Source organism: Pusillimonas sp. NJUB218 (assembly GCF_003788685.1).
Taxonomy (GTDB): Bacteria; Pseudomonadota; Gammaproteobacteria; order Burkholderiales; family Burkholderiaceae_B; genus Neopusillimonas.
The window spans coordinates 1-23,579 of the sequence record NZ_NQMK01000014.1; the positions used below are offsets into that span (position 1 = coordinate 1).

Sequence of the window (23,579 nt, forward strand, 5' to 3'; positions counted from 1 at the left end):
TCGATGGAAGAGTCGTCAAACGCGTGCGTGGCATCATGTCAGTGAAGTCTGGTTAAACCCAGCAAAGGTCGATGGCGAAACGGCGGGAAAATTAAAGTTTGCTGCATGAAATATCGGACATCTTGTTTGACAAATACCGGGGGTGCAAGTGCGCGACTGTTTGAGCCGGCGTTTTCGACCCACCGGGTCGAGCCGGCGAGTTTCGCGCACGCCCCGGCCAGTGTGCGTTTGCCGGGTAGCCCGAAGGGCCGTGCGATGTCCCGCCGGGCCTGCCCAGGCCACGACGGCGCAGCGCAAACCATTACACCCGCGCATATCCAACACCAACTTAACAACGCACCTCAGCCGCCCAAAAAGAAAACGGCCCCAAAAGGAGCCGCTTCCAACCTCAAGCCAAACTAGCAAAACGAAAGATTTACCCAGGACCTAAAAAAGCCCTACAAAATGTTGGCTTTCAAAATAATTGGCCACAGGCCTCTCTGATTTACAATCCACTTTACCCAGTCTATGCGAGAAATAGTTGGCCAAAAGTTATAGAAAACTCGGCCACTTCCTGGCTCACAGAAGTAGCACTCAAACTATAAGATTTTCACTCTCATCCAAAGCTTTGAATCAAGACGCAAAAAAGGCCTATCACCAATAGCGACAGCCCATCTTGCCGGTTTGCAAGCCCCAGAGATGACTCATTCCCGAGTTAACCGCCCAACACAATCTCCACGATGCACACCCGGAGTCACCTGACACGTCCCAATAAGTACGCCTAGTTTTCGTAAGCACTCACTAAGATATTTTTTGCTTGTATCAAGTGGATTGGCTAACTCGCTGAGAACCACTTACCGTTTAAAGACTCTGCTTATGAGGGAGAGGGCTACTGTTTTCACTCCTTCCAAAATAGCTTCTTGATGCTCTTCCCAGATTTCACCACACCATTTTTTAACCGAATCCCACACTCCCTGTTCAGCCTTTAAATTTACCTCCTCAGACCTTAGCTCTTCCTTTGCCTCTCGGGCAAAAGAATACTTCTTCTCATCTGGCAAGATGTCGACAACCCTAGAAATAATCTCTGGTAAATTGTATTTTTCCTCTACTGAGGCGGGAACTACATTAAATTCTGACGTACCGAAAGTATCCCGTATTTCTATTATTTTTTTCTTAATACTTTCTTGTTTTTCATCGCCTGGCTTTCCTTCTACCTCATCCCAATCACGTAACGGCGGCAATTTGTCGACCTGATTTATTACAAAGAGCACCGGACATTTCTCTATATTTGGCTTAAGTATCTCCTTGTACGCTTTCTGGGAGATGGAATAAGCTCTATCGTCCGCTTTAATAACCCAAATAATTAAGTCAAGCGTAGGCGCAAGATTTCGGTATAACTCGAAATACTCTGCATCTCGCTCAGTCGTCTCACCTACCCCGGGTACATCTATGAGAATAATGCCGGATGAGTCGTCTTCAGAGCTTAGATATATTTCTTGAGGCGCACGAGTACAAGCCGAAATATCACTAATCTCTGCAACATCAGACCCAAAAAGAGCGTTACAGAGCGAGGATTTCCCCACACCGGTTACACCGAAAACACCGACACGAGGCACGTACCCTTTTAGCTTTTTTACTCTTTTTTCTATTATTTTTCTTATCTTATCCTGGCTCAGTTTTTTCCCACCCTTAAGATGTATCTCCTCTTCTTCCAGCTCATCAAGGTGACCACAGTGTGGACATTTTATTTCAATACAACCACGATTATCAGGAACTCTTAGCTTTTTCCCACAAGCAGTGCAGGCTATTACGGACATATATTCAGCGTCTTTTATCATTTCAACTCAACTATTTTATTTATTAAACTCGAAAATATTAAAAAGCATATAACTTACACCGAAGCTCTAGATTTATTTCATAAGCAGTTCACTCTCATCCAGAACTTTCAATCTTTAAACGCAAAAATGACTAAAACCCAAGTCACCAGTGCCTCCGACTTCAGAGCCCGACTCGACAATATTTGGTTGATTCGTATACGAGCACCCCTGCACCAACAACAGGGCACTAATCACCACTGGTGAAAAACGCAATACCATGGTCTATGGTCCTCAACATGCTGGAGCATGGGCATGCCAGCACGAAAAAAATTCACGGGACTTTGAGATAACTAACCCTCAACCACTCAGGTTAAGACTTCTACTGGCCATCGGGGGTAGCTATAAAGATACTCCCCTCCACCTTCACGGTCTGTCAATTTCGCACGAAGCCGAAACTTCGTTCCTACTGGATAATCCACCGACAACCTTTTTGAGCACTCAACGTGCAAAGTGGTGGGTATGTCTTGTCCGGCGACAGGACGAATATGCACACTTCCATGTAAACCTGACGTGTTCGCAGGAACGAAGCTTTCAACCACAATCATTCTGTAGGGTTCATTTAGCTTTGCCATACTGTCCCTCAAGCGGAGAAGGTCAAATGAGCAAGTAGTATCCCTCAGACCATGCCTCGCTCAGTGTGACGACATTAGTACTGGAAAGGGCTATTGCTATTTTTTACAGTACCAATTCTGCCAGAAGCTGATAGGCTTGTCAGCGTAAGACAGCCATGACTCCAAAAGACACTAGACATCAAGGGCGTATGGTCCACTGCGGTATGGGCAAGGAAAGTGTTGAGACTGATGAGCTGCTCGTAATCAACAGGGGGCACCATACGAACCATAGAGATATAGCTGATGCAGCTCCGTTGCTTGACGAGCTGATGTGAAACCTCGAACTCGGGAGGGAGGGAGGGAGGATGAGGCCATCATCGTTGAAGACTGACGCCCAGTAGCGAAGCTTGTGCCCGCCAAATCCTCTAAACGCGTCGGCATCGTAAAAGGCAAGTTCGAGATACCAAACGAGTATCCGGACATCAGCTCGCGAGCACAAGCAATGTTCGAGAAAGATTGCTCGGTGCACTCTGACCTTGGCCAATAGTCACCGCTTGCGGTTAAATTCCCCCGCTAAAATTTCATCGACGATTGACAATGGGGCGCTGACCCCTGGGGGGTGCCCCAAGCATCGACCTCCGGCTTGAACAAAATGCTCTAGCTCCTGACGCAAAGGCGTCGGAACAGCCATCAACTCCAACCCAAGCGCGCGGGCCATCTCATATAACGTCGACCACTGCGGGTCCGAGGCACCCGACTCCGCTCTCTGCACAGCCGTTCGACTTAACATTGCTCGTTGAGCGAGCTGGCTCTGCGTCCATCCACGGGATTTTCTTGCTGCAACCAGGGTATCGAGGAACGGCGCCATATTTACTCCCAAAGAAACGCCGGCAAACTAAAAGCTGGCCAGACCAAAATCCAGATGAACTACATTCACACCATTAGCCTTGGACAACTGCGTACTCAATTTGAGTTGGCTCGTCCGCTGCCTCCTGCGCACTGTGACTGAACAACTGAACCTGAGACTGGTACAGCCCGCTACCTAACACATCTTTTAATGCAACGAGGCCGCCACGCGTTACCCCGGGCGCAACCGGCATTGCTCCGAAAATCGGCACACCCAACTTTCGCAGTCTTTCGCTCAACGCCTTGGCGCTAGTTCCCAATTGCACGGCCAACTCACTGATTACTTTGTAGTCGCGCATGAAAGCATGAAACGAACCCGTCGAAACCCAGTAAGCCGGTCGCCCACGCAGTTGTCCTTCTTGCCCAGCAAGCAACCCGATTTTTATCCAATGCCGGATACTTTCGGACTTCCACCCAGTCATGCGTGACAGTTGTTCGGCAGTCATCATCGCTAGGTCATGCGCATTGCCAATGACCTGCTTAATCTCATCGCGGTCGTACAGTAAATCACCAAGACACTTTGGGGTTTCGACATTGAGGGCTTTCAGGGTGCCATCAGCGATTTTCTCGAACAGCTCCTCTACAACAACTTTGTTTGTCGCAATTCGCTTGTTCACATCATTGATGCTAATGGTCTGGGAGTCATCCCGCGGCTCGTGCTCAATAAATCCAAAGAGGACTCGCTGCATAGCCTGAACATCGGCCACGTCAAAAGGCTTATGCGTATTTAAATCCCACTCGGGTCTTTCCCGCTTTGGTAAAAGACCCACACGAATGAACTGCCGCAGTACCGACTCCGCCAATCCGGTGGTTTCCAGGACTTCTGATAGATTGAACGCTGAATTCAAATGTTCTCTCAGGGCTTCGACTTGCTCTTGAGCCACAGTGTTGAACGTGTGTTCTCGTAAAGGCTCTGCTCCAGGCATGTTTGCCAGCATCACACGCAACCGGGAGGATTTCACTCCAAGACGCTTGGCTGCCTCAGTTATGCTAAAGCGGCCAGAAGGCGCCAACTCATGTATCCAAGGGTTCTTCGAGTCGTGTCCATCGAAGTTTTGTGCAACGCTACGAGCAAAGGCTTCCCGCAGTTCGGGATATGCCCCATCAGTTAGGCTACGAAAAGCCCTAAACCAATACCCAAGACGATTCGCAAGACCTGCCTTACCCCTATCACCACGCTCTAAACGACGACCGACCTCGTGCTCAAATGAATCCGGAAAATTCTCAAAATTTGCACACGCAGCTTTGAGAAACTCGTTGGCTTCTGCTATCGAATGAAATTTCCCAGAGCGCCGTGGCTGCATAACCTCTTCAGCTATCGGTTGGTTATAGCTACCAAAAAGAAAAATCAGCTCGTCAAATGTCTGCCATTGTTCAGCTTTTGCATGACCGAAATTTGGCCAACCCTGTTCGATGTGGTCTGAACTAGCAATGCGCCCCGACACCCAAAGAGCACCCGAATCCGCTTCGGGAGCATCGATGGCGGAAAGTTCCTGGCCGCAGTCGCAAAAGAACGCATTACCTCGTGCAAAATCCACGCGTCTATGACAAGCCGGACACGACTCGACCAACTGACAACGATGCTTCGTACAGGCTGTGACTAAGCCATGTCGCCAGGCGCTACAAAAGTAACCGTTCTGCCTGACACAATGTGGGCAAAATGGGTTGCTGCTCATACGAGCAAACTTTTCGCGTAACACTGGATGCGAGGGCTGCAAACACACCCGCCCCGCCTTTAGCGCCTCCAATGGCTGTTTCGTGAACGCCGCAAGTTTTTCGATGTTCTTGTTCAACGATGCGTTACTCGGGCCAATGCCCATATGCCTGACAAGACCACCAATACCTGCAACCGATTCAGATGTCGCCAAGCGCAAAAGGTAGCAAACAAGCGACTCATCGGCCTCAATTGGGATGACTTTAAAAACGCTCGTCATGCTTTTCCTCCAACGAGCAACCCTGGGGAAATATATCGCTGTAAGCCATGCTCATGCATAACGACCCGCCATGCCTGAATCAGCATTTCTTCGGAAATTTGGTCAACTGTCGCAAAAGGGTTCACGTAATAATCGGTGTCGCGTGAGTTCTTATCGAACGCACTGGCTAGATGTTCCTGCTTTAGGTAAATAGCTTGCGAGTCTTGTTCCAAAGCGTTAGCCAAGCTGCGTACAAAATTGAGTACGAAGCCAAACGTGCCACCTCCTAGCAGATAGCAGGCTTGAATAAACCTGATGGCATCGACTTGTCGATTTTCCATTGCACCTGCCACCGTTTGATACACAGCCAAAGCACCGCTGGCAAAACACTCGCGCTCGTGTGCGTCCTGCCAACAATAAGGAAGAAAATAAGCGGGTTTATCGCACCGCCCACGCAATTGAGGATTCTCTTCACGCAATCGAGCAGCCAAAGGAATTCCGGAGAAAATGAAAGTTACCTGGGGGTTCTCCTCAATCAGCCCCTTGATGAAATCCGATGCCGCTCGGACCGCCGTTTTACGTCCTTCTTCAACCGTGTGCTGAATCTCATCAAAAATGGCGACTTTTATTCCGGTACTCAGAAATCGTTGGCGAACACGATTTCTAAGCTCATCTAGTTTGGTCGCTGCTTGATACGGCTCACCCATCGCGCGTAGCACTGCTGTAAGTATGGAACCTGCAGCGCCACCTTCTGGCACTCGCACGTAAACGAGGTCTTTGCTGCGACCAGAACCGCTATGTCGAGTCTCACCAAACTCACGGTTCAGAGCATCGAGTATCCGCGTTTTGCCTACCCTTGCAGGGCCTAAGAACATTAGAACCTCGCGCACATCAGAGCCGGAACGAACCTTACTGAGCACTAACTCCCTCAACCACGTGTAATGTCGCTCATAAAAGTGATGATAAAAATCCTCTTCGAGGCACTGCTTCAGCGACTGCAGAGTGTGCAATTTATCGGCGCCCATCATTTTCCTGGCCTCCGATGGCGTTGCGCCGGCTTAAGGGAGCTAATCGCTAACGTTGGCTGAAGTAGCGGCAGCGCTGGAACCTCAGGCTGAATCGCTGTCTGTTCTAGGGATGGCTGGCTTGTTGCGGCTTTTGCTTTTTCGATAAACGCCGCGCTTGAACGCCTTGCTTTTTTGGCGGTACGAGAAGATTTTGCATCACGCTCAAGCTCCTCCACGGCACCCATTACCCTTATGTGGAAGGCTTGAGTGATGGCCATCGAGGATTCAGATTTGAAATGGCTGCGGGCAAAGTCTCGAGCCTCCCGGAAATGCTCGTATGTCATCGCAAACGGCAAGTCATACTTCAGGTGTGCAGGCAAACGCTGTTTCGTTATCGGATGCACGACGTGGATAGTCCGCACATCAATCGGGTCAACATAGATATCAAGCTTGTCGGGCACAACCCGCGAGCGCGTGCTGACGCCGATTTCGTTATAGAGGTCACGAAGCTCTGCACTGGAGTAATGCAGGGTTTCAAACTCGATACCCGCTTTCTGCAAGCTTCGCTGGTGACGTACCATACGCGCTAGGCGGAAGGCTTCTTGCGAAGGTGGCGGTGCAGGCGTAAAGCTTGCGAGCTTTGATGTCATGCGGTCCGTGGGCGTCAAACCAGCAGACTCGCCGAGCAAACAAGTGGTAATTGCATGGCGACCTATGGTGCGCAAAGCGTAGTCATCAAAGATAAAGCCGTTGATATAGGCCTGGAGGTCATCAACCGTAACGCAGGCGTGATGAACCCCTTGTTCTGGGTCCGTAACACTTCGGTCCGCGTGGTTGACTGTCGAACCCGGCAGACTGCCGACAAACGCCTTGAGTGCCCCAATCGCCCGTTCCACGAAAGGCTTTCGGTAGGGCGAATACGAAGGAGCGAACGTTACTTTGACGCCCAGGGTTGCTAGTTGTGTGAAGGAGCCATTGCGGAACTCTGAGCCATTGTCGACAACCACTTCGCTAATGGCCCCTGTAACGCGTAGTCGATTCTTGATTGCGGCACGTTCGAATTCAGCTTCTTCCATGCCGTAGCAGGCACGCTGAAATGTTTGCAGTGCGTCAGTGCCATTAGGCGGACGCGTAAATACTTCAGCGGCAAGCAGGTGCCCGGTAGCAACATCAATGGCTACCGACGACCAAACCTCGACAGGCTTGCCTGATTTCCCAAAGAGAGCAATTACAGGAAGCTTGCAGTAATCCATCTCGACACGCTCGAACGGCCATTGCACCTTATAGCTGTCAACGCCGAAGCTCGTAATGGCGCGGCGTAGCTTGGGCTCGAACTTGTGGGCATGGCGCACAACCCAGGGCAAGCCAACAACAACGCTACGCACACGAGCATACGAAATTGGCCGAATGGCGTTCGGGTCTGACGACTGCATGGTCAATTGCAGATTCGTTTTCGTACATAGGTCTTTGATGCTCAGGTGGGCTTTCTCGCTGTTGTCGTGCACGACTTTTCGAATGAGCTCTTCCTGGACGAGGGTAAGTTCCGATTTCGTGCGTCCTTTGCGGCTGTGACCCGGCACCAGGGCTTGCTGGCCTTTCCTTCGGTATTGGGAATACCAGCGCCGAACTGTGCGAGCGCTGGCACAACGTACAGTTGCACTAGACGGCTCAGGCTCCAAATAACTACATTGTTCATATGCTTGGCATGCTGGATGCCCTTCTGAGAGCAAGCGCTCAACTTCCTTAACAGCACGCAGACGGAACGAAAACTCTGCTTTTGAAAGCTCGGATAGCACCGTATCCGTCAACGCCACTACCGGCGCATCCGCTGCCTGGCCTGTGGCGCTCTGTACATACGTCAACCGACCATCGGCAACAGCTTGATATAAATGAGGTAGTTCAACGTAATCACGCTTCTCGGTGCGGACATTCTGTAGAACGACTTGATTCAGTGGTCGATTAATGTCGACGACGAAGAATCGCTCGTTATCTCGGACGAAAACGTGTCCCTCCTTGAGTTCGGTCAGTCCCCGCATGACACCTCCCAAGAAGTGTTACGCATCGCGAGCATCGCACGTCGGAATAGGCCCGGCTCATCGGGGGCATTACACGCATCGACAACGCTGGTGTTCGGCCCTAGCGGCGCAGACCAGAGGTCAACGCTGACCAGCTCATCAATGAGTAAGTGCCATGTTGCCCACAGCGTTACATTGAACCGAGCAGATAACTGTCCCAGAGAGACGGCCGGATTCGCGCGAACGACATCAAGAAAGGCATCTCGGTACTCGAGATACTGCAGATAATCTGGGCTGAACGTGTTCATCGCATCCTGACGACGGAGCATCAAGGCGTGCAGTTTGTTAACCGTCGAAACCAGCGACCATTGGTACATCTCGGTCACTCCGGCTTCGTATAGGCTGAACTGGATGCCGCGCAGTGCCAACAACGTCCGGGTGCGTAGCAATTTATCGGCATACGCGTCGCCTAGGGTTGGTACCCAAGCCGCATCTTTAGCTTCCAAGACCTCATCTGCATGCCCCTTCGCAGCCCGCCATCGAAAACGCAAATCCGGGGTGTAGAACACTCCCCGCATTCCCGCCTCTCGTAGCTTTTGGCGATGTGCTTGCAATTGGGAATGCGTCAGCAGCACGCGCTCGTTGGCGACATCAATCGTAAAGGGCTGGTAGTCGATGAGCGTAACGGCGTTAGACAGGTCGGCGAGTTTCGCGAGAAGCACCTCAAAAGCGCTCTCTACGGTCAGCAACTCGGGGCTCTTCTTGAGTTGCAAGAAAGTAGCCTGTTTCAGCGCGCCACGGCGGCCAAGCTGCCGCGTTGGCCCCAACGGGTCGGTCGTCAGCTTATAGGCCATGAGATAGCTCCCATGGCAGAAAATCGCGCGGGGTGGAGTGCAGGGCGCAGCGCCCTGGGGCTTTTGGGTATGAATTCACGATGACCTCAAGGAATTAAGTGCTTGAGGCTCGTATAGGAAAATTTCGAAAGCCGAAGGTGACCGCGAATTTAAATTTAAATCCTGGCTAGCTTTTAGGTTACTTGCTGCCGATGCGCTACCGGGCTGCTGCCACCGACGGGCAAGCAGTCGCGTCGAAGGACACAAGGCATAAGCATGGGGGGAAGAGAGGGTACGGCTGTCGCAAAGCAATTGCGAGCCGGACAGGGGGCTAAGCGAGCTGGACGGCTCGAAGCGAACACTGCAATTTAAAACTGCAACACCACGTATCGACAGCATTTTGTCCTCCGCGCCCTATACATACCCTCTCATAAAAAGGGCATCTTCCCAGGCTTCTAGGACTCAATGCTGTAAAAATAACCAGTAAATTCAAAGAATTACTACTTCATTCCGGACAGGCTACTCGAAGACGATGGCCTTGGCAAGGGGTTAATGTTACGCTGTGACACAAACTCAACTACTTCAAGGGCCAAGCGCTATCCCACACTGCAGCAATGAACCGCACGAAGGCATTCTGAACCCTGGTGGTACAACCTATGCTAGACAGACGGCGGCAAGATGTTGGAAGGCCATGTATTGGCGATGCAGTTTAAGAACAATTTTTAAGTGCGCGCGTGGCGATGGACTGAGGAAACTGTAAATTGGTCAAGCCTGAATTACGTCATTTCAAACGCGCAGCCTGTGAGATAGCCAAACACGGCGATAACGACACCCTCCCATTCGACCTTGATGTCCGGTTTTGTGGAGATAAGGCCGACGCACTCGCTTATATCGCATATGGTTTTTACCAGGAGTTAAGCAGTAAAGAAGCACTGAAAGCCAATCACGACAGAATTGCGTCACTAAGTATCTACAGTGAGAGGTTAGTGGCACCGTCAGGGCCTACTGGCTTTCGTGTAGTGACAAAAATCCATCCCTTTTGGAATATTTACCTGAACGGGCTCGGCATTGCCATTGCCGAGGTTCTGGAGCCGAAGCGGTCAGATAACGCCCACTCTTATCGTTTCTTGCCAGATGGTGGCACGCGACTGTTCGACGACCGACGGTCATGGCGTGCTTTTAAAGAAGCAACAGTCGCTCAGGCTGAGCAAGCCGGAAATGGCTCCATCATTGTCCAGACAGACATCTCCAGCTTCTACGAACATATCTCCCACCACTACATAGAAAACATTATCAGCGAGCTGGATGGTGAAGGTGCTAAGGTCTCTAGTCAGGTCAATGCCCTCCTTAGCAAGTTTTCTGCTGGTCGCTCCTTTGGATTACCCATCGGTGGTCAAGGGGCACGCATACTTGCCGAGCTGTTTTTGAATCGGGTTGATGACGCGCTGACTATGCGCCGTGTGCAATGGCACCGCTATGTCGACGATTACGTTCTCGTCGCGTCTGACACCACCGAGGCTTATCGTGCGCTAGCTGCTCTCGCTCACTGCCTAATGGACTGCGGGTTAACACTTAACAAGTCAAAGACTGTGCTGCTGTCATCCAAACATTACTGTGATTATGTACACGCACAGCTCGGTAATGACGACGACGAAGTTACGAGGCTGCGTAACATTGACTTAAAGTTTGACCCCTATTCGGACTCCCCTGAGGAAGACTATGAGTCGCTGCGTGAGACGGTTGAGTCACTAGAGGTACGCCGACTGCTGAACCGTGAGTTAGAAAAGGCACTCCCAGATTCATTCCTCGTTACGCAGATTGGCAGGACAATGCGTTTGCACACGCCGGGGGTCGCGCTTGATTTGGTCAGCACTTTGCTTAATAAGCAAAACCTACATGCATTCCGTGCGTCTTTCTCGACTATCATGCGCGGCATTGCCAATCTTCGTGGGGATGCTAAATTTCAAGTTATTCATGACACCATTGATAGCCTGCTGGACGGAATCCCAAAGCATTCTGACCATCTACTAAAGGTTGATACCAACCTGCTACATTACCTCCGCTGTCTGCGCTTCACCCGTACGCCAGACAGGGCCCAGTTCGTTCTTCAATTATTTGAGAATCGTCAACATAATGCGGTGCGACTCGCCTGCATCGATTGCTGGCGCAGGTGGAAGGATAGAACTCAGTTTAACTATTTGCGCAATGGTTGGATGCGGCTTACCCCTGAATGCCAGCGCTTGTACTGGTTGTTCTCATTTGCTTGTGGCGATGAGGGAAAAAAAGCTCGGTGGCAAGCGCGAAAAACCGTTGAGCAGTCTTGGACGTTGGGTATCGAGCTACCGCACGATGGGGCAGAAGGCAAGGGAGCGTCGACTGAGCATACACATTGCACAGCCTCCGGGTTTGCTGAGGTGTACTTAGACTGGGCAGAGACCTTTGCAAATGCAGATTGACCCACGAACAGTCGCACGCGAGATACCGGGCGTACTCGATGAAGTATTTCCGCAGCTAACGCCAAGCATAGTTGGTCTCTTCAATGCTTCGGCTCAGCGCTGTCCGATACGTCTAATTTCACCGGACCTGCTCGCAAAATCACAGCTACAACGCGCGATGCTGTTTGAACTGGCATATACCGTCGGTGAGAGCCTGCTTAAAAATCCCACAAGCATTGACTGGACGTATTGTTTTCGGGAAACGCTACAACGCCAGCGCGTCTATTTCGACGCTAAGCTACCAGAGAAATTGGAGCTTCCCGACCAAACGGTAGCCGAAGTAGTCGGTTCGAACCTTGCAAAAATCCTCAATAATTTAAGTAGAAAACTGGGACTCAAGGTTGTCGCGAGGCCTCCGATTCCCGGCCTAGAATGGATTGGGAACGGATATGGTGATTTCGCTTTAGGGAGAACCCTCATTGAGGTCAAGTGCTCGGCGAAGTCTTTCTCTGCAGCGGATTACCGTCAAGTCGCTATTTACTGGCTATTGAGCTATGCAGCAGCCATCGAAGGGCGAGGCGAAGAATGGGAAGACTTTATCCTTTTGAATCCAAGAAGCGGGCAAATGGTGACGATGAATTTTAAGGAATATCTCAGCACCCTTAGCAGCGGTAGAACAAAGGTTGATATTTTGCAGCTTTTCCTATCACTCGTTGGTTCAAGGCTGGCGCGATAAATCGAGACGGCAGCAGCAGGTTAGCAATTAGGAGTGGCAATGAAATGGACAACACGGCATCTCATCAACGAGCTAAACCGGCTGCTGAAACCAGGCCTCATAGGCTTTTTCGAAAGCTTTGAAGTCACCGAGATTATTGGCTTTAAAAAAGATGGCACTGCGACCAACTTCTTCAGTCTCATCGTAGCCGAGCCTGGTTTACCGCCACAAGGCTCGGGAAAACCCGAGTGCCTTACTCCGAAACGTATTGAACTGAAGGGTAGCGAATACAAGTTTGGCGTCTTCAGGAGCCGTGTGTCCATCCATTTTCTTTTAGACGTAATAGAGCGCTTCGCCCAAAACGGCGAATGGCAGACCGGACCGAAGCCCCTAAAGGTTGGCAAGCTCGAAGCCGTGGTGCCGCAGTTCGTCCATACCGACTTCAATGACCCACATCCATGGAACGGCGTGCTGAAGAACAATTTCTACGAGGGTTCGCACGTACTGGAGCTGTTCGACACCAGTAAGGAAGCCGCACGCTTCTTGCTACAAGATTCGCGCCTGCTAACGGAGCTGTCGCAAAAGGTGCACTCCGTTACTTTCATGGACATTGACGGCCTGTCCGACCGACTTGGAAACATTGCTATCCAGCTACCAGTCACCGTCATCTCGACGGAGGTTCGCAGCTCGCCTATAGGAGACCAAATTATCCGAGTGGCTTGGCACGAGAGGGCAACGCCCCGGCCACTGCGAATATCCTGCGAAATCTATGGCGACTCGACAGTGGATGCCTTCGACTCCAAGACCGTCGGGTTACCTCCCATAACGCCGGACGACTCGACTTTCAAGCTGCGCTCTCCCGGGGGCGGTGCCCGAACCCATATCTGGGATGACGAAAACGAGGTTCTCCTCGGCGTCAGTCCGGTACAGACGTTCATTCTTATGGCGGCGATTTCGATGCATGTGACAAGCACCGATGACCCTCATGAACCCAAGAGGGAGTTTTCGATTCCAGTCAAAGGCTCGCAACCTGATGCAGTGGAAAAGGTGACGCTGAAAGGTATTGATAAACCCTACTTCGTGGGTAGTTCAGCCGAACGACCGCGTGAACCCTGGAGCTCTGAACGCATCTTCAAGCTGTCCTCCCGTCAGTTGCAAGAGCGCAAGGAGTTTGTCCAATACGGTATGTTCACAGGCCGTGGTCGCGAGGAAGCTCTTGCCGACATTCACTGGCTGCTGCAGAAGCACGGAGTATTGGGTGCGTGGTTATGGGACCCGTTCCTGAATGCAGAAGATGTGCTTCGGACTCTCTTCTTCAACCCTCACAGGGACTCGGACCTCCGCGCGCTTTCTAGCGGCAGGACGCCGAAAAAAAAGAAGAAGCGCAATTGCCAAAACTCGGTTACTGCCTCCATCACACCTCCCACCCAGCAACCGCAGGCAAACTGGAAAAAGACACAACGCGAAATACTTGAAGCCCATTGTGGAAACAAAATGGGGCTAAAACTCGACTTCCGAGTACAACGAGGGGGAGCTGGTGGAAGTTTCCACGACCGCTTCCTAATCTTTCCTCAGGAGAATGGTCGCGCTCTGGCCTGGTCTCTCGGAACCTCGGTTAACAGCCTCGGTACCAGTCACCACATACTACAAAAGGTTAGCAACGGCGAGTTGGTACAGAATGCGTTTCTGGGGCTTTGGGAGCGTCTCGAAACGGAACACTACGCGGTCTGGAGGGCAGGCAAATGACTCCCGATGCACCTCCATTAGCACGGCGCATATTTCAGCAAGCTTTAAAGCCGGGGCCAACGTGGCAGCCGGTAAGTGTGGCGGCTGTGCTTGAGAGGCTCGAAACCCTAGGTGACAGCTACCAACTAAATGTGGATGAGCTTGAGGTAGCGTTGGACGCGGAGTTCCCCTGGCGCAATCAGCTCGTCTTCCAATCGTATCAGCTGGACCCTGAAGAACTTGAGACTTGGACTCAAGTGATTCGTTGGCTAATGCGGACTCTGCTCGTAACGGATATCAGCACCAATGGGCGTGGGAGTCTCCAACGTTTTCAAGTGTTGCTAACTGCCTTGAGCTTACTGGACGTTGGGTGTGAAGGCCTGAGCGCCGTCTCAAGCAAGCTCGGCAGCAGTCATGTTCCGTTAACTCTCGTTGAAGTGCTCCAAAAAACTGAACAAATTCCGGAAAGCTCGAATGCTCGGTTCAAACAATGGCTGCGAGAACTACCTCGCGGGGTTAAAGCAGGCAACTTTAAAATGCTGCAGCAGGCGCAGCGTGTTCTTCAACCTAAGTTTCGCGCGGACATCTGGACGTATGTTTTCCTGCTCTGGAAGCTCAAACCCGAGCAACTTGCTAGGTTTATCAAAGCGCGCGACAGCATTCTCTGGGATATTCTTATTTGCATGGTGTTAGATGCAAACGCCCCGCAGTTTGCTCTGCGAGTTGAAAGTGTCACGTTCAAGTTTATTAGTTTGTCGTGGCTCGGGCGTATGAAGGATATTTACCCTGAAACCAACGCCGTCGGTGTTCATGAGCAACTCTTACTGCAAGTAGCCAAAACGCCACACTGGAAAGGCTGGCTTGAAGCCAACTATGCGTACCCTACTACAGGGTCTGAACATTCTCAAGCCTTGGCAGAGGCTTTGGCAAAACTTACCGAGTCTCATTGGAAAGAGTTCATTTTCGCGCTCGCTTTGTCTAAATCTGGGAACTCTGCTGCAGAGGCCGTTGCCGACATCCTTACTAATGTCGAACGCAAGATTGGTTCTACAAAAGCGAAATCCATCTGGCTAGAGGCCTTTGAGCGTTGGAACGCCTGGGACTACGGTAGTTGCGAGGAGCATTTCTTCCTCAGCTCGCCCCAGGTTTGCACGTTTGACTTTCCAGTGGCCAAGCACTACTCGCTCATGTCGGTAGCGCAACGAGAGGCACTGCAGCACGAGCTCGAGGACGCGATACTTCATATCGAGCAACGCTGGTTTTCCAGCGAATTAGAGCTCTGTACGGAGCGCAATCGTCTAGCTTCAAGATTGCGCCTAATTCGCCATGGCAGCACCCTTGCCTCTGACGTTGCTAGCGCATTGCCACCCCCGGTACAGCCAGATAGTGAGTATGCTGAAGTGCGTTATCGCTATCACGACATAAATGCGCCGCTTACAAGTTAGTGGCGTAACGAGGAAATTTGACACGCCAAAGCTGGCGATAAGAATCATGGAATGGCGCTCACGATGGTTTCAAGGGCAACATACATGCGAGTATCCGCCAATAGACTCCATTTCAGCGCAATACAGCTTCTGACTGAGCTCTGCCAGCTATTCAAGCCAAATAGGTACAACTCACGAAAAAAAAGCAGCTACTAAAAAGTAGACTGCTTTTTACATCAGAAACAGAGTGGCCAACTTATCTCACAACACCTGGCCAACTATTCCCAAAACCAACAAAAAATCAAGTATCAATATTCCCTGCCTGCAGCGCATGCGTTTCAATAAACTCGCGACGCGGCTCAACGTTATCGCCCATCAGGGTCGTAAACACCTCGTCGGCCGCAATTGCGTCGTCGATCTGCACACGCCACAAGCGACGCACCTTCGGATCCATCGTCGTCTCCCACAACTGCTGTGGGTTCATCTCGCCCAGACCCTTATAACGCTGCTTGCTTACCGAACGCTCGGCCTCGCTACGCAACCACAGGACAGCCTCGCGGAAGTCAGACACATACTTCTCTTTGCGCTTCTCGCCCTCGCCGCGCGCTACCATCGCGCCCCGCCCCATCAGGCCAACAAACGTCTTGGCGGCTTTCGCCAGCACGGCGTAATCGGCGCCACGCACAAACGTGCGGTCAAACACCGATACCCGCACATTGCCATGGTGCATGCGACGCAATACCAAACGCCATGGCGCACCTTCTTCAACCTGCTCGGCCACCACCGTCACATTGCCGGGCAACGCAGGGTTATCAATTGCTGCCTGCAACCGCTCGGCAGACGACCTGGCCGCCACCTCGTCTTCAAGGTGCAGCTCAATGCCCTCGGCCATAGCTGACAGCGCCTCAACATCTACCGTACGGCCCAGACGGTTAATCACCGCATCGGCCAAGATGTACTGACGTACCAATTCGGCCAGCGTTTCACCCACCAAGGGGGCGGCACCCTCTGAAGGCACCACTGAAGCATCCTTCAGCGCCACTTCCATCATGTATTGCGCTTCTTCGTGATCATCTTTCAGATAGCGCTCGTCGCGGCCCTGTTTAACCTTGTACAAAGGCGGCTGCGCAATATAAACATAGCCATGCTCGATCAGTGCCGGCATCTGACGATACAACAACGTCAGCAACAACGTACGAATGTGCGCGCCGTCAACGTCCGCGTCGGTCATGATGATGATGCGGTGATAACGCAATTTTTCGATGTTGAAGTCGGGCCCAATACTGGTACCCAACGCCGTAATCAACGTTGTAATTGAATCGCTGGCAATCAGACGGTCGAAGCGCGCCTTTTCAACGTTCAGCACCTTGCCGCGCAACGGCAAAATTGCCTGGAACTTGCGATCGCGACCTTGCTTGGCCGAACCGCCCGCCGAGTCACCCTCGACGATATAAATTTCGCTCAGCGCCGGGTCTTTTTCCTGGCAATCGGCCAGCTTGCCAGGCAAGCCGGCACCCTCAAGTACGCTCTTGCGGCGCGTCATTTCGCGGGCTTTACGCGCAGCGTCGCGTGCACGAGCGGCGTCAATAATTTTGTTGCACAGCGCCTTGGCGTCGTTCGGGTTTTCAAGCAGCCAGGTTTCCAGCGTGCGGGCTACCGCCTCTTCAACGGCAGGGCGCACTTCGCTGGACACCAGCTTGTCTTTGGTCTGGCTGCTGAATTTCGGGTCGGGCACTTTCACCGACAACACGCAAGCCAGGCCTTCACGCATATCGTCGCCAGTGGTATCGACCTTAGCCTTCTTGGCCAGCTCGTTATCGGCAATGTATTTATTCAGCACCCGCGTCATGGCTGCGCGTAAACCCGTTAAGTGGGTACCGCCGTCGCGCTGCGGGATATTGTTCGTAAAGCACAGCACGGTTTCGGTGTAGCTGTCGTTCCATTGCATGGCCACGTCGACGCCAATCGACACATCGGCGACTTGTGATTCGGTACTGACCGAAAACACATTGGCATGCAACACCGTTTTGGTGCGGTTGATGTATTCGACAAAGCCTTTAACGCCACCCGAGAACGCAAAGTTTTCTTCTTTACCCTGACGCTCGTCAATTAAACGAACCTTCACGCCATTGTTCAGGAACGAAAGTTCACGCAGACGCTTGGCCAGGATATCGTAGTGGTACTCAATGTTCTCGAAAATGGTTTCGTCGGCCAAAAATTGAACGCGCGTACCCGTTTGATTTGCCGCGCCCGTAATGTGCAAAGGCTCAACGCGTTCGCCACGACGGAATTCCATCTCGTGCGTTTCGCCGTTACGCCAAATCGTCAGGCGCAACCACTCGGACAGCGCGTTCACACACGACACGCCAACGCCGTGCAACCCCCCCGATACCTTGTACGAGTTGTGGTCAAATTTGCCGCCCGCGTGCAGCTCGGTCATGACGATCTCGGCCGCGCTTCGGCCGAACTCGTCGTCTTTATGGATATCGGTCGGAATACCGCGGCCGTTATCGCACACCGAAATACTGTTGTCGGCATGGATCGTTACGATGATGTCATCGCAATACCCGGCCAGGGCTTCGTCGATGGCGTTATCGACAACCTCGAAGACCATATGGTGCAAACCGGTGCCGTCGGATGTGTCGCCAATGTACATGCCTGGGCGCTTGCGCACGGCCTCGAGGCCCTTGAGCATCTTGATGGATTCGGCACCGTAACCATTTTCAGGGGTTTGGCTGACTTGATCTGACATAACGAGTTTTAAACCTTATATAAATCGGGCAATCGCCGCGACGGGCACAACGTGTGCGCCAGCGTCGCGACAACGGGCGGGCAACGGCCAGCGCTTAAATGCGCATGGGCATGACGACATACTTGAACTGGTCGTCATCGGGCAAGGTAATAAGGGCCGAGGAGTTTGGATCGGGTTGAACCGACCAACGTACTTCTTCGGTTTTTACATTGGACAACACATCGAGCAAATAGCTGACGTTAAAGCCCACGTCGAGCGCCTCGTGCCCGTAATCGATATCGATTTCTTCCTGGGCCTCTTCCTGCTCGGCATTGGTTGAGGACACTTTAAGCACGTTATCGCCCAACTGAACACGCACACCCTTGAGCTTGTCGGTGGTCAGAATGGCGGCGCGTTGCAAACTGCCTTGAAGCGCTTCGCGGCGGATCTGGAAATGACGCGTATACGTTGTAGGAATGACGCGCGTAAAGTCGGGGAACTTGCCTTCGACCAGCTTGGAAATAAGCTCAACATCACCAAAGCGGAACCGGATTTGGCCCGATGCGACGTCGACTTGCACCAGGTCATCGACCTCGCCAAGCAACCGCTGCATTTCAAGCACGGTTTTACGCGGCACAATCACGTCGTGCTTTTGCTCGATGCCTTCGACCGCTGCGGCACAGTGCGCCAAACGGTGGCCATCGGTAGCTACGGTACGCACCAGGCCCGGCTCGAATACAAACAACAAGCCGTTAAGGTAATACCGGATATCTTGTTGCGCCATGGCGAAGTGCACCATGTTGAACAAATGCTTGAGTGTTTTTTGCGGCAACGAAAAAGAGACGTCCCAGGCTTCGGGCTGCGATACCGTGGGGTAATCGCCTGCAGGCAAGGTTTGCAACGCAAAACGACTTTTACCCGACTGAATGGATAGCTTGCCGGCGCTAAGCGCCAGTTTGACGTCGTTGGCATCGGGCAGGGCACGCAAAATATCCATTAACTTGCGTGCCGCAACTGTCGTCGACTCAGTCTCGTCACCCACACCAAAGTCGGCATGAGTCGTAATCTGTACTTCCAGGTCGGTGGCCAGAAACGAAACCTGATTCCCGTTTTTGCGCAACAGCACGTTGGCAAGAATAGGCATGGTGTTGCGCCGTTCAACAATGCCGGCTACCGTCGAAAGCGGCTTCAACAACGCATCGCGAGTCGTTTGTACGAGTTGCATGGTTATCCTTTTAAGGTTTGTTCTAATACATGTAAGGCGTGGTTCAGCTCGGAATTTTTTGACCGTGCATCGGAAATTTTACGTACAGCGTGCAGCACCGTGGTGTGATCCCGGCCCCCGAAAAGATCGCCGATTTCGGGCAAGCTTTTTTGAGTCAGTTCTTTAGCCAAATACATGGCCACCTGGCGCGGCATGGCAATATTAGCCGGTCGACGTTTTGAATACATGTCAGCCACTTTGATCTTATAAAAGTCGGCCACAGTCTTCTGAATATTTTCGACGGTGATTTGCCCATTTGACACCGACAGCAAATCTTTAAGGGCTTCTTTACATACTTCTACAGTAAGCACTTCGCGGCCATGAAAGCGCGCATATGCCAACACCTTGCGCAACGCGCCTTCAAGCTCGCGCACGTTGCTACGCAAATGCTTGGCAATAAAGAACGCGACCTCTTCGGGCATGGTGACGTGTTCGGTCTCGGCCTTGCGCAACAAAATAGCCACGCGCATTTCAAGCTCTGGAGGCTCGATGGCTACCGTCAAGCCGGAATCAAAACGAGAGATAAGACGGCTATCGATATTAGCCAGCTCTTTCGGGTAGGTGTCTGACGTAATAATGATTTGCTTGCGCTTGGCCACCATGGCTTCAAACGCATAGAAGAACTCTTCTTGTGTCCGGTTTTTACCGGCAAAGAATTGGATATCGTCGATCAACAGCAAATCGAGAGAATGGTAATAACGCTTGAACTCATCGAAGGCTTTGCGCTGGTAGGCCTTGACGACGTCAGACACATACTGGTCAGCATGCACATAGCGCACCCGGGCAGAGCTGTTGTCTTTAAGCAGCGCATTACCAATGGCGTGAATAAGGTGGGTTTTACCCAAACCGACACCGCCGTACAAGAACAGCGGGTTATAAGACACACCAGGGTTTTGTGCGACCTGGATGGCAGCGGCGCGCGCCAACTGGTTAGCTTTACCTGTGACGAAGTTATCGAAGGTCAGGTCGGTATTCAGGCTGGAGCGATCGTAGGCAATATCGGCAGCAGCGTTGGCAGCAACCACCGCCGGTGACAACGAAGGCGCATTGACCGATCGCCCATTTGACGCCGACACAGCCTGTGGTGTGCCATGGCTAGCGGATGGTGCTGCCGGCGGCGTGACGCCCCCCCCCGCCATACTGGCCGGGCCCGCAGCAGGGGTGCGCGCCGCACCGTTGGCTGTTGTGGCCAATTCAAACGACACTTGCACGGGCTTGTCGAACCATTCGGTAGCGAGCGATTCGATTTGATGCGAAAAGTTTTTGCGCACCCAATCAAGCTTAAAGCGATTAGGCGCTGCCACGCGCAACACAGCACTGGCCTCGTCGTACGCGACCGGTACAAGCGGGCGTATCCAGGCACTGATCTGTTGCGGGGGTAGGTCTTGCTCTAGGCGTTGAATGCAGGATTGCCAAAAATCTTTCATGTGCACCACTTCAGTAAACCTCGATTCTACCCTGTTGGTGGACAAGTTATCCACAAGGGCGGTCGTAACAGACCATGCGTAATTACGCTAAGCACTTGACTATTCATACATAATTTGGTGAAATAGCAGGCTTTCCCAGAATTTTTTAACAAAGTCTTAACCAAGGCACAACCAAAGGCATAGCGCCATGAAACGCACTTTCCAACCTTCTGTTACCCGTCGCAAGCGTACTCACGGCTTTCTCGTTCGCATGAAAACCCGTGGTGGTCGCGCCGTACTTAATGCTCGCCGCGCCAAGGGTCGCAAGCGTCTGGCTGTCTAAGGCAACGCCCTCGGCCACAAACGGCCCCTGCCAGCTCCCGATGCGTGCCACGTTCACACCGGCGGCGCGCCTGCACCGCCCCTCCGAATTCGCGCTTGTCCTAAAGGGCAAACGTGTTGCCCGAGGGGCTATGCTTGTTTTAAATACGCCCCGCGAAGCAACCACCAACGAAAATGGTGCGCGACTCGGGCTCATTATTGCAAAACGCTATGCCGCACAAGCGGTTACGCGTAACGCTATCAAACGCGTCATTCGCGAAGCGTTTCGGCTAAAACGTCAACATCTTCCACCCAAAGATTTTGTCTTCCGGTTGCACAGTAAAGTGGCGCCTGCTTCATTAACCGAACTTAAAAAACAAGTTCGAGTCGAAGTCGATACCCTGCTGGAACGAGCCGCCCGATGCTGAAAGCCATTGTCATCGCGCCCATCCGTTTCTATCGGTATTTTTTAAGCCCTTGGGTGGGCAACAGTTGCCGGTTTACACCCACATGCTCGGTTTACACCATTCAGGCCATTGAAACCCATGGGGTACTAAAGGGCCTGTGGCTGGGCGCAAGACGAATTGGGCGCTGCAACCCGTGGTGCCAGGGCGGACACGATCCCGTTCCCGGGCATGGGCATGGCCACTCAAACCATTAATCTAAAAGATCATTCAGGCAGGCTACGTTAAACTAGCAAGCTTTTGTGCTTTAACCTACGAACAGGCGCTATGGATATCCGACGCACCCTCCTCTGGATCATATTCTCGTTTTCGCTCTTGCTGCTCTGGAACAACTGGCAAGTGCATAATGGCATGCCATCGCTGTTTACCGGTGCGCCCGCTACGACACAAAGCGAACCCGCCCAAACAGCCGCAGCCTCGGCCGACGCCGCTCAGGCAGGCGTTCCAGCCGGTGCCCCAGCCGCGCCCGGCACCAACGAAAACGTCCCCGATTCTTCAGGCAGCGCTTTACCCGCCGGCGAGAAAGTCGACATCACAACCGATGTCTACAAGCTGACTTTCGACACAGTAGGCGCCCAACTGGTTAAAGCCGAGCTGTCGAAATTTGACGGGTTTGACAATACCAGCGGCCCAATGGTGCTACTCGACAACAAACCCAATTCTTTCTATGTCGCGCAAACAGGCGTCGTCGGGGCGCCGGCCGGTCAAAGCTTTCCTACGCACCTCACCCCATTCCGCCTGGTTTCGTCTGAAAAGACCCTGACCGGCGACCGCCTTGATGTCGTCTTCGAAGCCGAATCCGACGGCGTCAAAGTCACCAAAACCTATACCCTTGAACGCGGTAGCTACAACATCCACGTCAAGCACGACATCCAGAACACTGGCGCAGCAGCTGTAACGCCATCGGTTTACTTGCAGCTCACGCGCGACGGCAACGACCCACCAGACACCTCGTTCTTCTACAACACATTTACCGGCCCTGCGGTCTATTCGCAAGAAGAGAAGTACCAAAAGATCACCTTCTCTAACATCGACAAAAACAAAGCCACTTACATCAAGCAGGCCGATGACGGCTGGATTGCCATGGTGCAGCATTACTTTGCCAGCGCCTGGATACCCACTGAAGGCAAAACCCGTTACAACGAGGCCTTGCGCGTCGACAACAACCTGTATGCCATCCGTAGCATCGAACCGACTGCAACCGTTGCGCCAGGCGACACCGTATCGGTCACATCGCAATTGTGGGTTGGTCCGCAAGACCAAGACGCCATGCAAGCCGTTGCCCCCGGGCTCGACGTCGTGGTCGACTACGGTTTCCTGACCATCATTTCGAAGCCGTTGTTCAAGCTCATGACCTGGCTGCACAGCTTCCTGGGTAACTGGGGCTGGACAATCGTCGTCCTCACCATCCTGATCAAACTGGTGTTCTACCCCCTGTCTGCTGCCAGCTACCGCTCGATGGCCAAAATGAAGCAGGTCACACCGCGCCTTCAGGCCCTGCGTGAAAAATTTGGCGACGACCGCGCCAAACTGAACCAGGCCATGATGGAGATGTACCGCACCGAAAAAATCAACCCGCTGGGCGGCTGCTTGCCCATGGTGATCCAGATTCCGGTGTTCATCGCCTTGTACTGGGTGTTGCTGGGCAGCGTCGAAATGCGCGGCGCCCCCTGGATCCTCTGGATTCACGACTTGGCAGCGCGCGATCCGTGGTTTATCTTGCCCGCCATCATGATGGCGACCATGTTCCTGCAAATTAAACTGAACCCAACGCCACCCGACCCAATGCAAGCCCGCATCATGATGCTGATGCCTCTGGTGTTCGGCGGCATGATGTTCTTCTTCCCCGCCGGTCTGGTGCTGTACTGGGTTGTGAATAACGCGATCTCTATCGCTCAGCAACGGTACATCATGCACAAGCTCGATCAGGAAACTAAAAAGGCAAAAGCACATCGCTAACCTTATTGCCGGGCCCCAGAGGCCCGGCAAGTCTATTGGCCGGCAGGTTTTACT

At 52.4% G+C, this 23,579-nt stretch carries 17 protein-coding genes; 8 read left to right on the forward strand and 9 right to left on the reverse strand.

Annotated features, from left to right (window positions below; translation table 11 throughout):
* Nucleotides 1-833 precede the first annotated feature (833 nt).
* From CHR62_RS14905 to CHR62_RS14940, 6 genes are all read right to left on the reverse strand, one after another.
* Nucleotides 834-1,817, reverse strand: a complete 984-nt coding sequence (locus tag CHR62_RS14905) for a GTPase (protein WP_123661454.1) — start codon at nucleotides 1,815-1,817, stop codon at nucleotides 834-836.
* Between the two features lie 1,137 nt (nucleotides 1,818-2,954).
* The gene (locus CHR62_RS14920; protein WP_123661456.1) at nucleotides 2,955-3,275 is read right to left on the reverse strand and encodes a helix-turn-helix domain-containing protein; all 321 of its coding nucleotides are present in this window, start codon (nucleotides 3,273-3,275) and stop codon (nucleotides 2,955-2,957) included.
* 73 nt (nucleotides 3,276-3,348) lie between these two features.
* Nucleotides 3,349-5,247, reverse strand: coding sequence for a TniQ family protein (locus CHR62_RS14925; RefSeq protein ID WP_123661457.1), 1,899 nt, complete (start codon nucleotides 5,245-5,247; stop codon nucleotides 3,349-3,351).
* Nucleotides 5,244-6,254, reverse strand: a complete 1,011-nt coding sequence (locus tag CHR62_RS14930) for a TniB family NTP-binding protein (RefSeq protein WP_123661458.1) — start codon at nucleotides 6,252-6,254, stop codon at nucleotides 5,244-5,246. Before CHR62_RS14930 ends, CHR62_RS14925 begins: the two co-directional genes overlap by 4 nt.
* Entirely contained in the window at nucleotides 6,251-8,269 is a 2,019-nt protein-coding gene (locus CHR62_RS14935; protein WP_123661459.1) for a Mu transposase C-terminal domain-containing protein, read from the reverse strand. The genes CHR62_RS14930 and CHR62_RS14935 overlap by 4 nt, the downstream gene beginning before the upstream one ends.
* On the reverse strand, nucleotides 8,257-9,102 hold the full coding sequence (locus tag CHR62_RS14940) for a hypothetical protein (RefSeq protein ID WP_123661460.1): 846 nt from the start codon (nucleotides 9,100-9,102) through the stop codon (nucleotides 8,257-8,259). Before CHR62_RS14940 ends, CHR62_RS14935 begins: the two co-directional genes overlap by 13 nt.
* Before the next feature lie 740 nt (nucleotides 9,103-9,842).
* Here CHR62_RS14940 and CHR62_RS14945 point away from each other — a divergent pair.
* From CHR62_RS14945 to CHR62_RS14960, 4 genes are read left to right on the forward strand one after another with little or no spacing between them, the layout of a single operon-like run.
* The gene (locus CHR62_RS14945; RefSeq protein WP_123661461.1) at nucleotides 9,843-11,537 is read left to right on the forward strand and encodes an RNA-directed DNA polymerase; all 1,695 of its coding nucleotides are present in this window, start codon (nucleotides 9,843-9,845) and stop codon (nucleotides 11,535-11,537) included.
* Complete coding sequence (locus CHR62_RS14950; protein WP_233575032.1) at nucleotides 11,527-12,252, forward strand: hypothetical protein; 726 nt, start codon at nucleotides 11,527-11,529, stop codon at nucleotides 12,250-12,252. Before CHR62_RS14945 ends, CHR62_RS14950 begins: the two co-directional genes overlap by 11 nt.
* Before the next feature lie 39 nt (nucleotides 12,253-12,291).
* Nucleotides 12,292-13,977: a VPA1262 family N-terminal domain-containing protein gene (locus CHR62_RS14955; RefSeq protein WP_123661462.1), complete on the forward strand. Its 1,686-nt coding sequence runs from the start codon at nucleotides 12,292-12,294 to the stop codon at nucleotides 13,975-13,977.
* Nucleotides 13,974-15,401, forward strand: coding sequence for a hypothetical protein (locus CHR62_RS14960; RefSeq protein WP_123661463.1), 1,428 nt, complete (start codon nucleotides 13,974-13,976; stop codon nucleotides 15,399-15,401). Before CHR62_RS14955 ends, CHR62_RS14960 begins: the two co-directional genes overlap by 4 nt.
* A gap of 280 nt (nucleotides 15,402-15,681) precedes the next feature.
* On the opposite strand, the gene gyrB is transcribed toward CHR62_RS14960, so the two are convergent.
* The 3 genes from gyrB to dnaA all read right to left on the reverse strand — a co-directional run bounded on the left by gyrB (nucleotide 15,682) and on the right by dnaA (nucleotide 20,802).
* The gene (gyrB, locus tag CHR62_RS14965) at nucleotides 15,682-18,132 is read right to left on the reverse strand and encodes a DNA topoisomerase (ATP-hydrolyzing) subunit B (protein ID WP_123661464.1); all 2,451 of its coding nucleotides are present in this window, start codon (nucleotides 18,130-18,132) and stop codon (nucleotides 15,682-15,684) included.
* A gap of 94 nt (nucleotides 18,133-18,226) precedes the next feature.
* Nucleotides 18,227-19,336 carry a DNA polymerase III subunit beta gene (gene dnaN / locus CHR62_RS14970; protein WP_093971518.1) on the reverse strand — a complete coding sequence of 370 codons (1,110 nt, stop codon included), beginning with the start codon at nucleotides 19,334-19,336 and terminating at the stop codon, nucleotides 18,227-18,229.
* Nucleotides 19,337-19,338: 2 nt separating this feature from the next.
* The gene (dnaA, locus tag CHR62_RS14975) at nucleotides 19,339-20,802 is read right to left on the reverse strand and encodes a chromosomal replication initiator protein DnaA (protein WP_123661465.1); all 1,464 of its coding nucleotides are present in this window, start codon (nucleotides 20,800-20,802) and stop codon (nucleotides 19,339-19,341) included.
* Between the two features lie 187 nt (nucleotides 20,803-20,989).
* Between dnaA and rpmH the strand changes: the two genes are divergently transcribed.
* From rpmH to yidC, 4 genes are all read left to right on the forward strand, one after another.
* Nucleotides 20,990-21,124, forward strand: a complete 135-nt coding sequence (gene rpmH / locus CHR62_RS14980) for a 50S ribosomal protein L34 (RefSeq protein WP_093971516.1) — start codon at nucleotides 20,990-20,992, stop codon at nucleotides 21,122-21,124.
* Between the two features lie 40 nt (nucleotides 21,125-21,164).
* Nucleotides 21,165-21,530, forward strand: coding sequence for a ribonuclease P protein component (gene rnpA, locus CHR62_RS14985; protein WP_123661466.1), 366 nt, complete (start codon nucleotides 21,165-21,167; stop codon nucleotides 21,528-21,530).
* Entirely contained in the window at nucleotides 21,524-21,763 is a 240-nt protein-coding gene (yidD, locus tag CHR62_RS14990; protein WP_093971514.1) for a membrane protein insertion efficiency factor YidD, read from the forward strand. Before rnpA ends, yidD begins: the two co-directional genes overlap by 7 nt.
* A 70-nt stretch (nucleotides 21,764-21,833) precedes the next feature.
* On the forward strand, nucleotides 21,834-23,525 hold the full coding sequence (yidC, locus tag CHR62_RS14995) for a membrane protein insertase YidC (protein WP_123661467.1): 1,692 nt from the start codon (nucleotides 21,834-21,836) through the stop codon (nucleotides 23,523-23,525).
* Nucleotides 23,526-23,579: the final 54 nt, after the last annotated feature.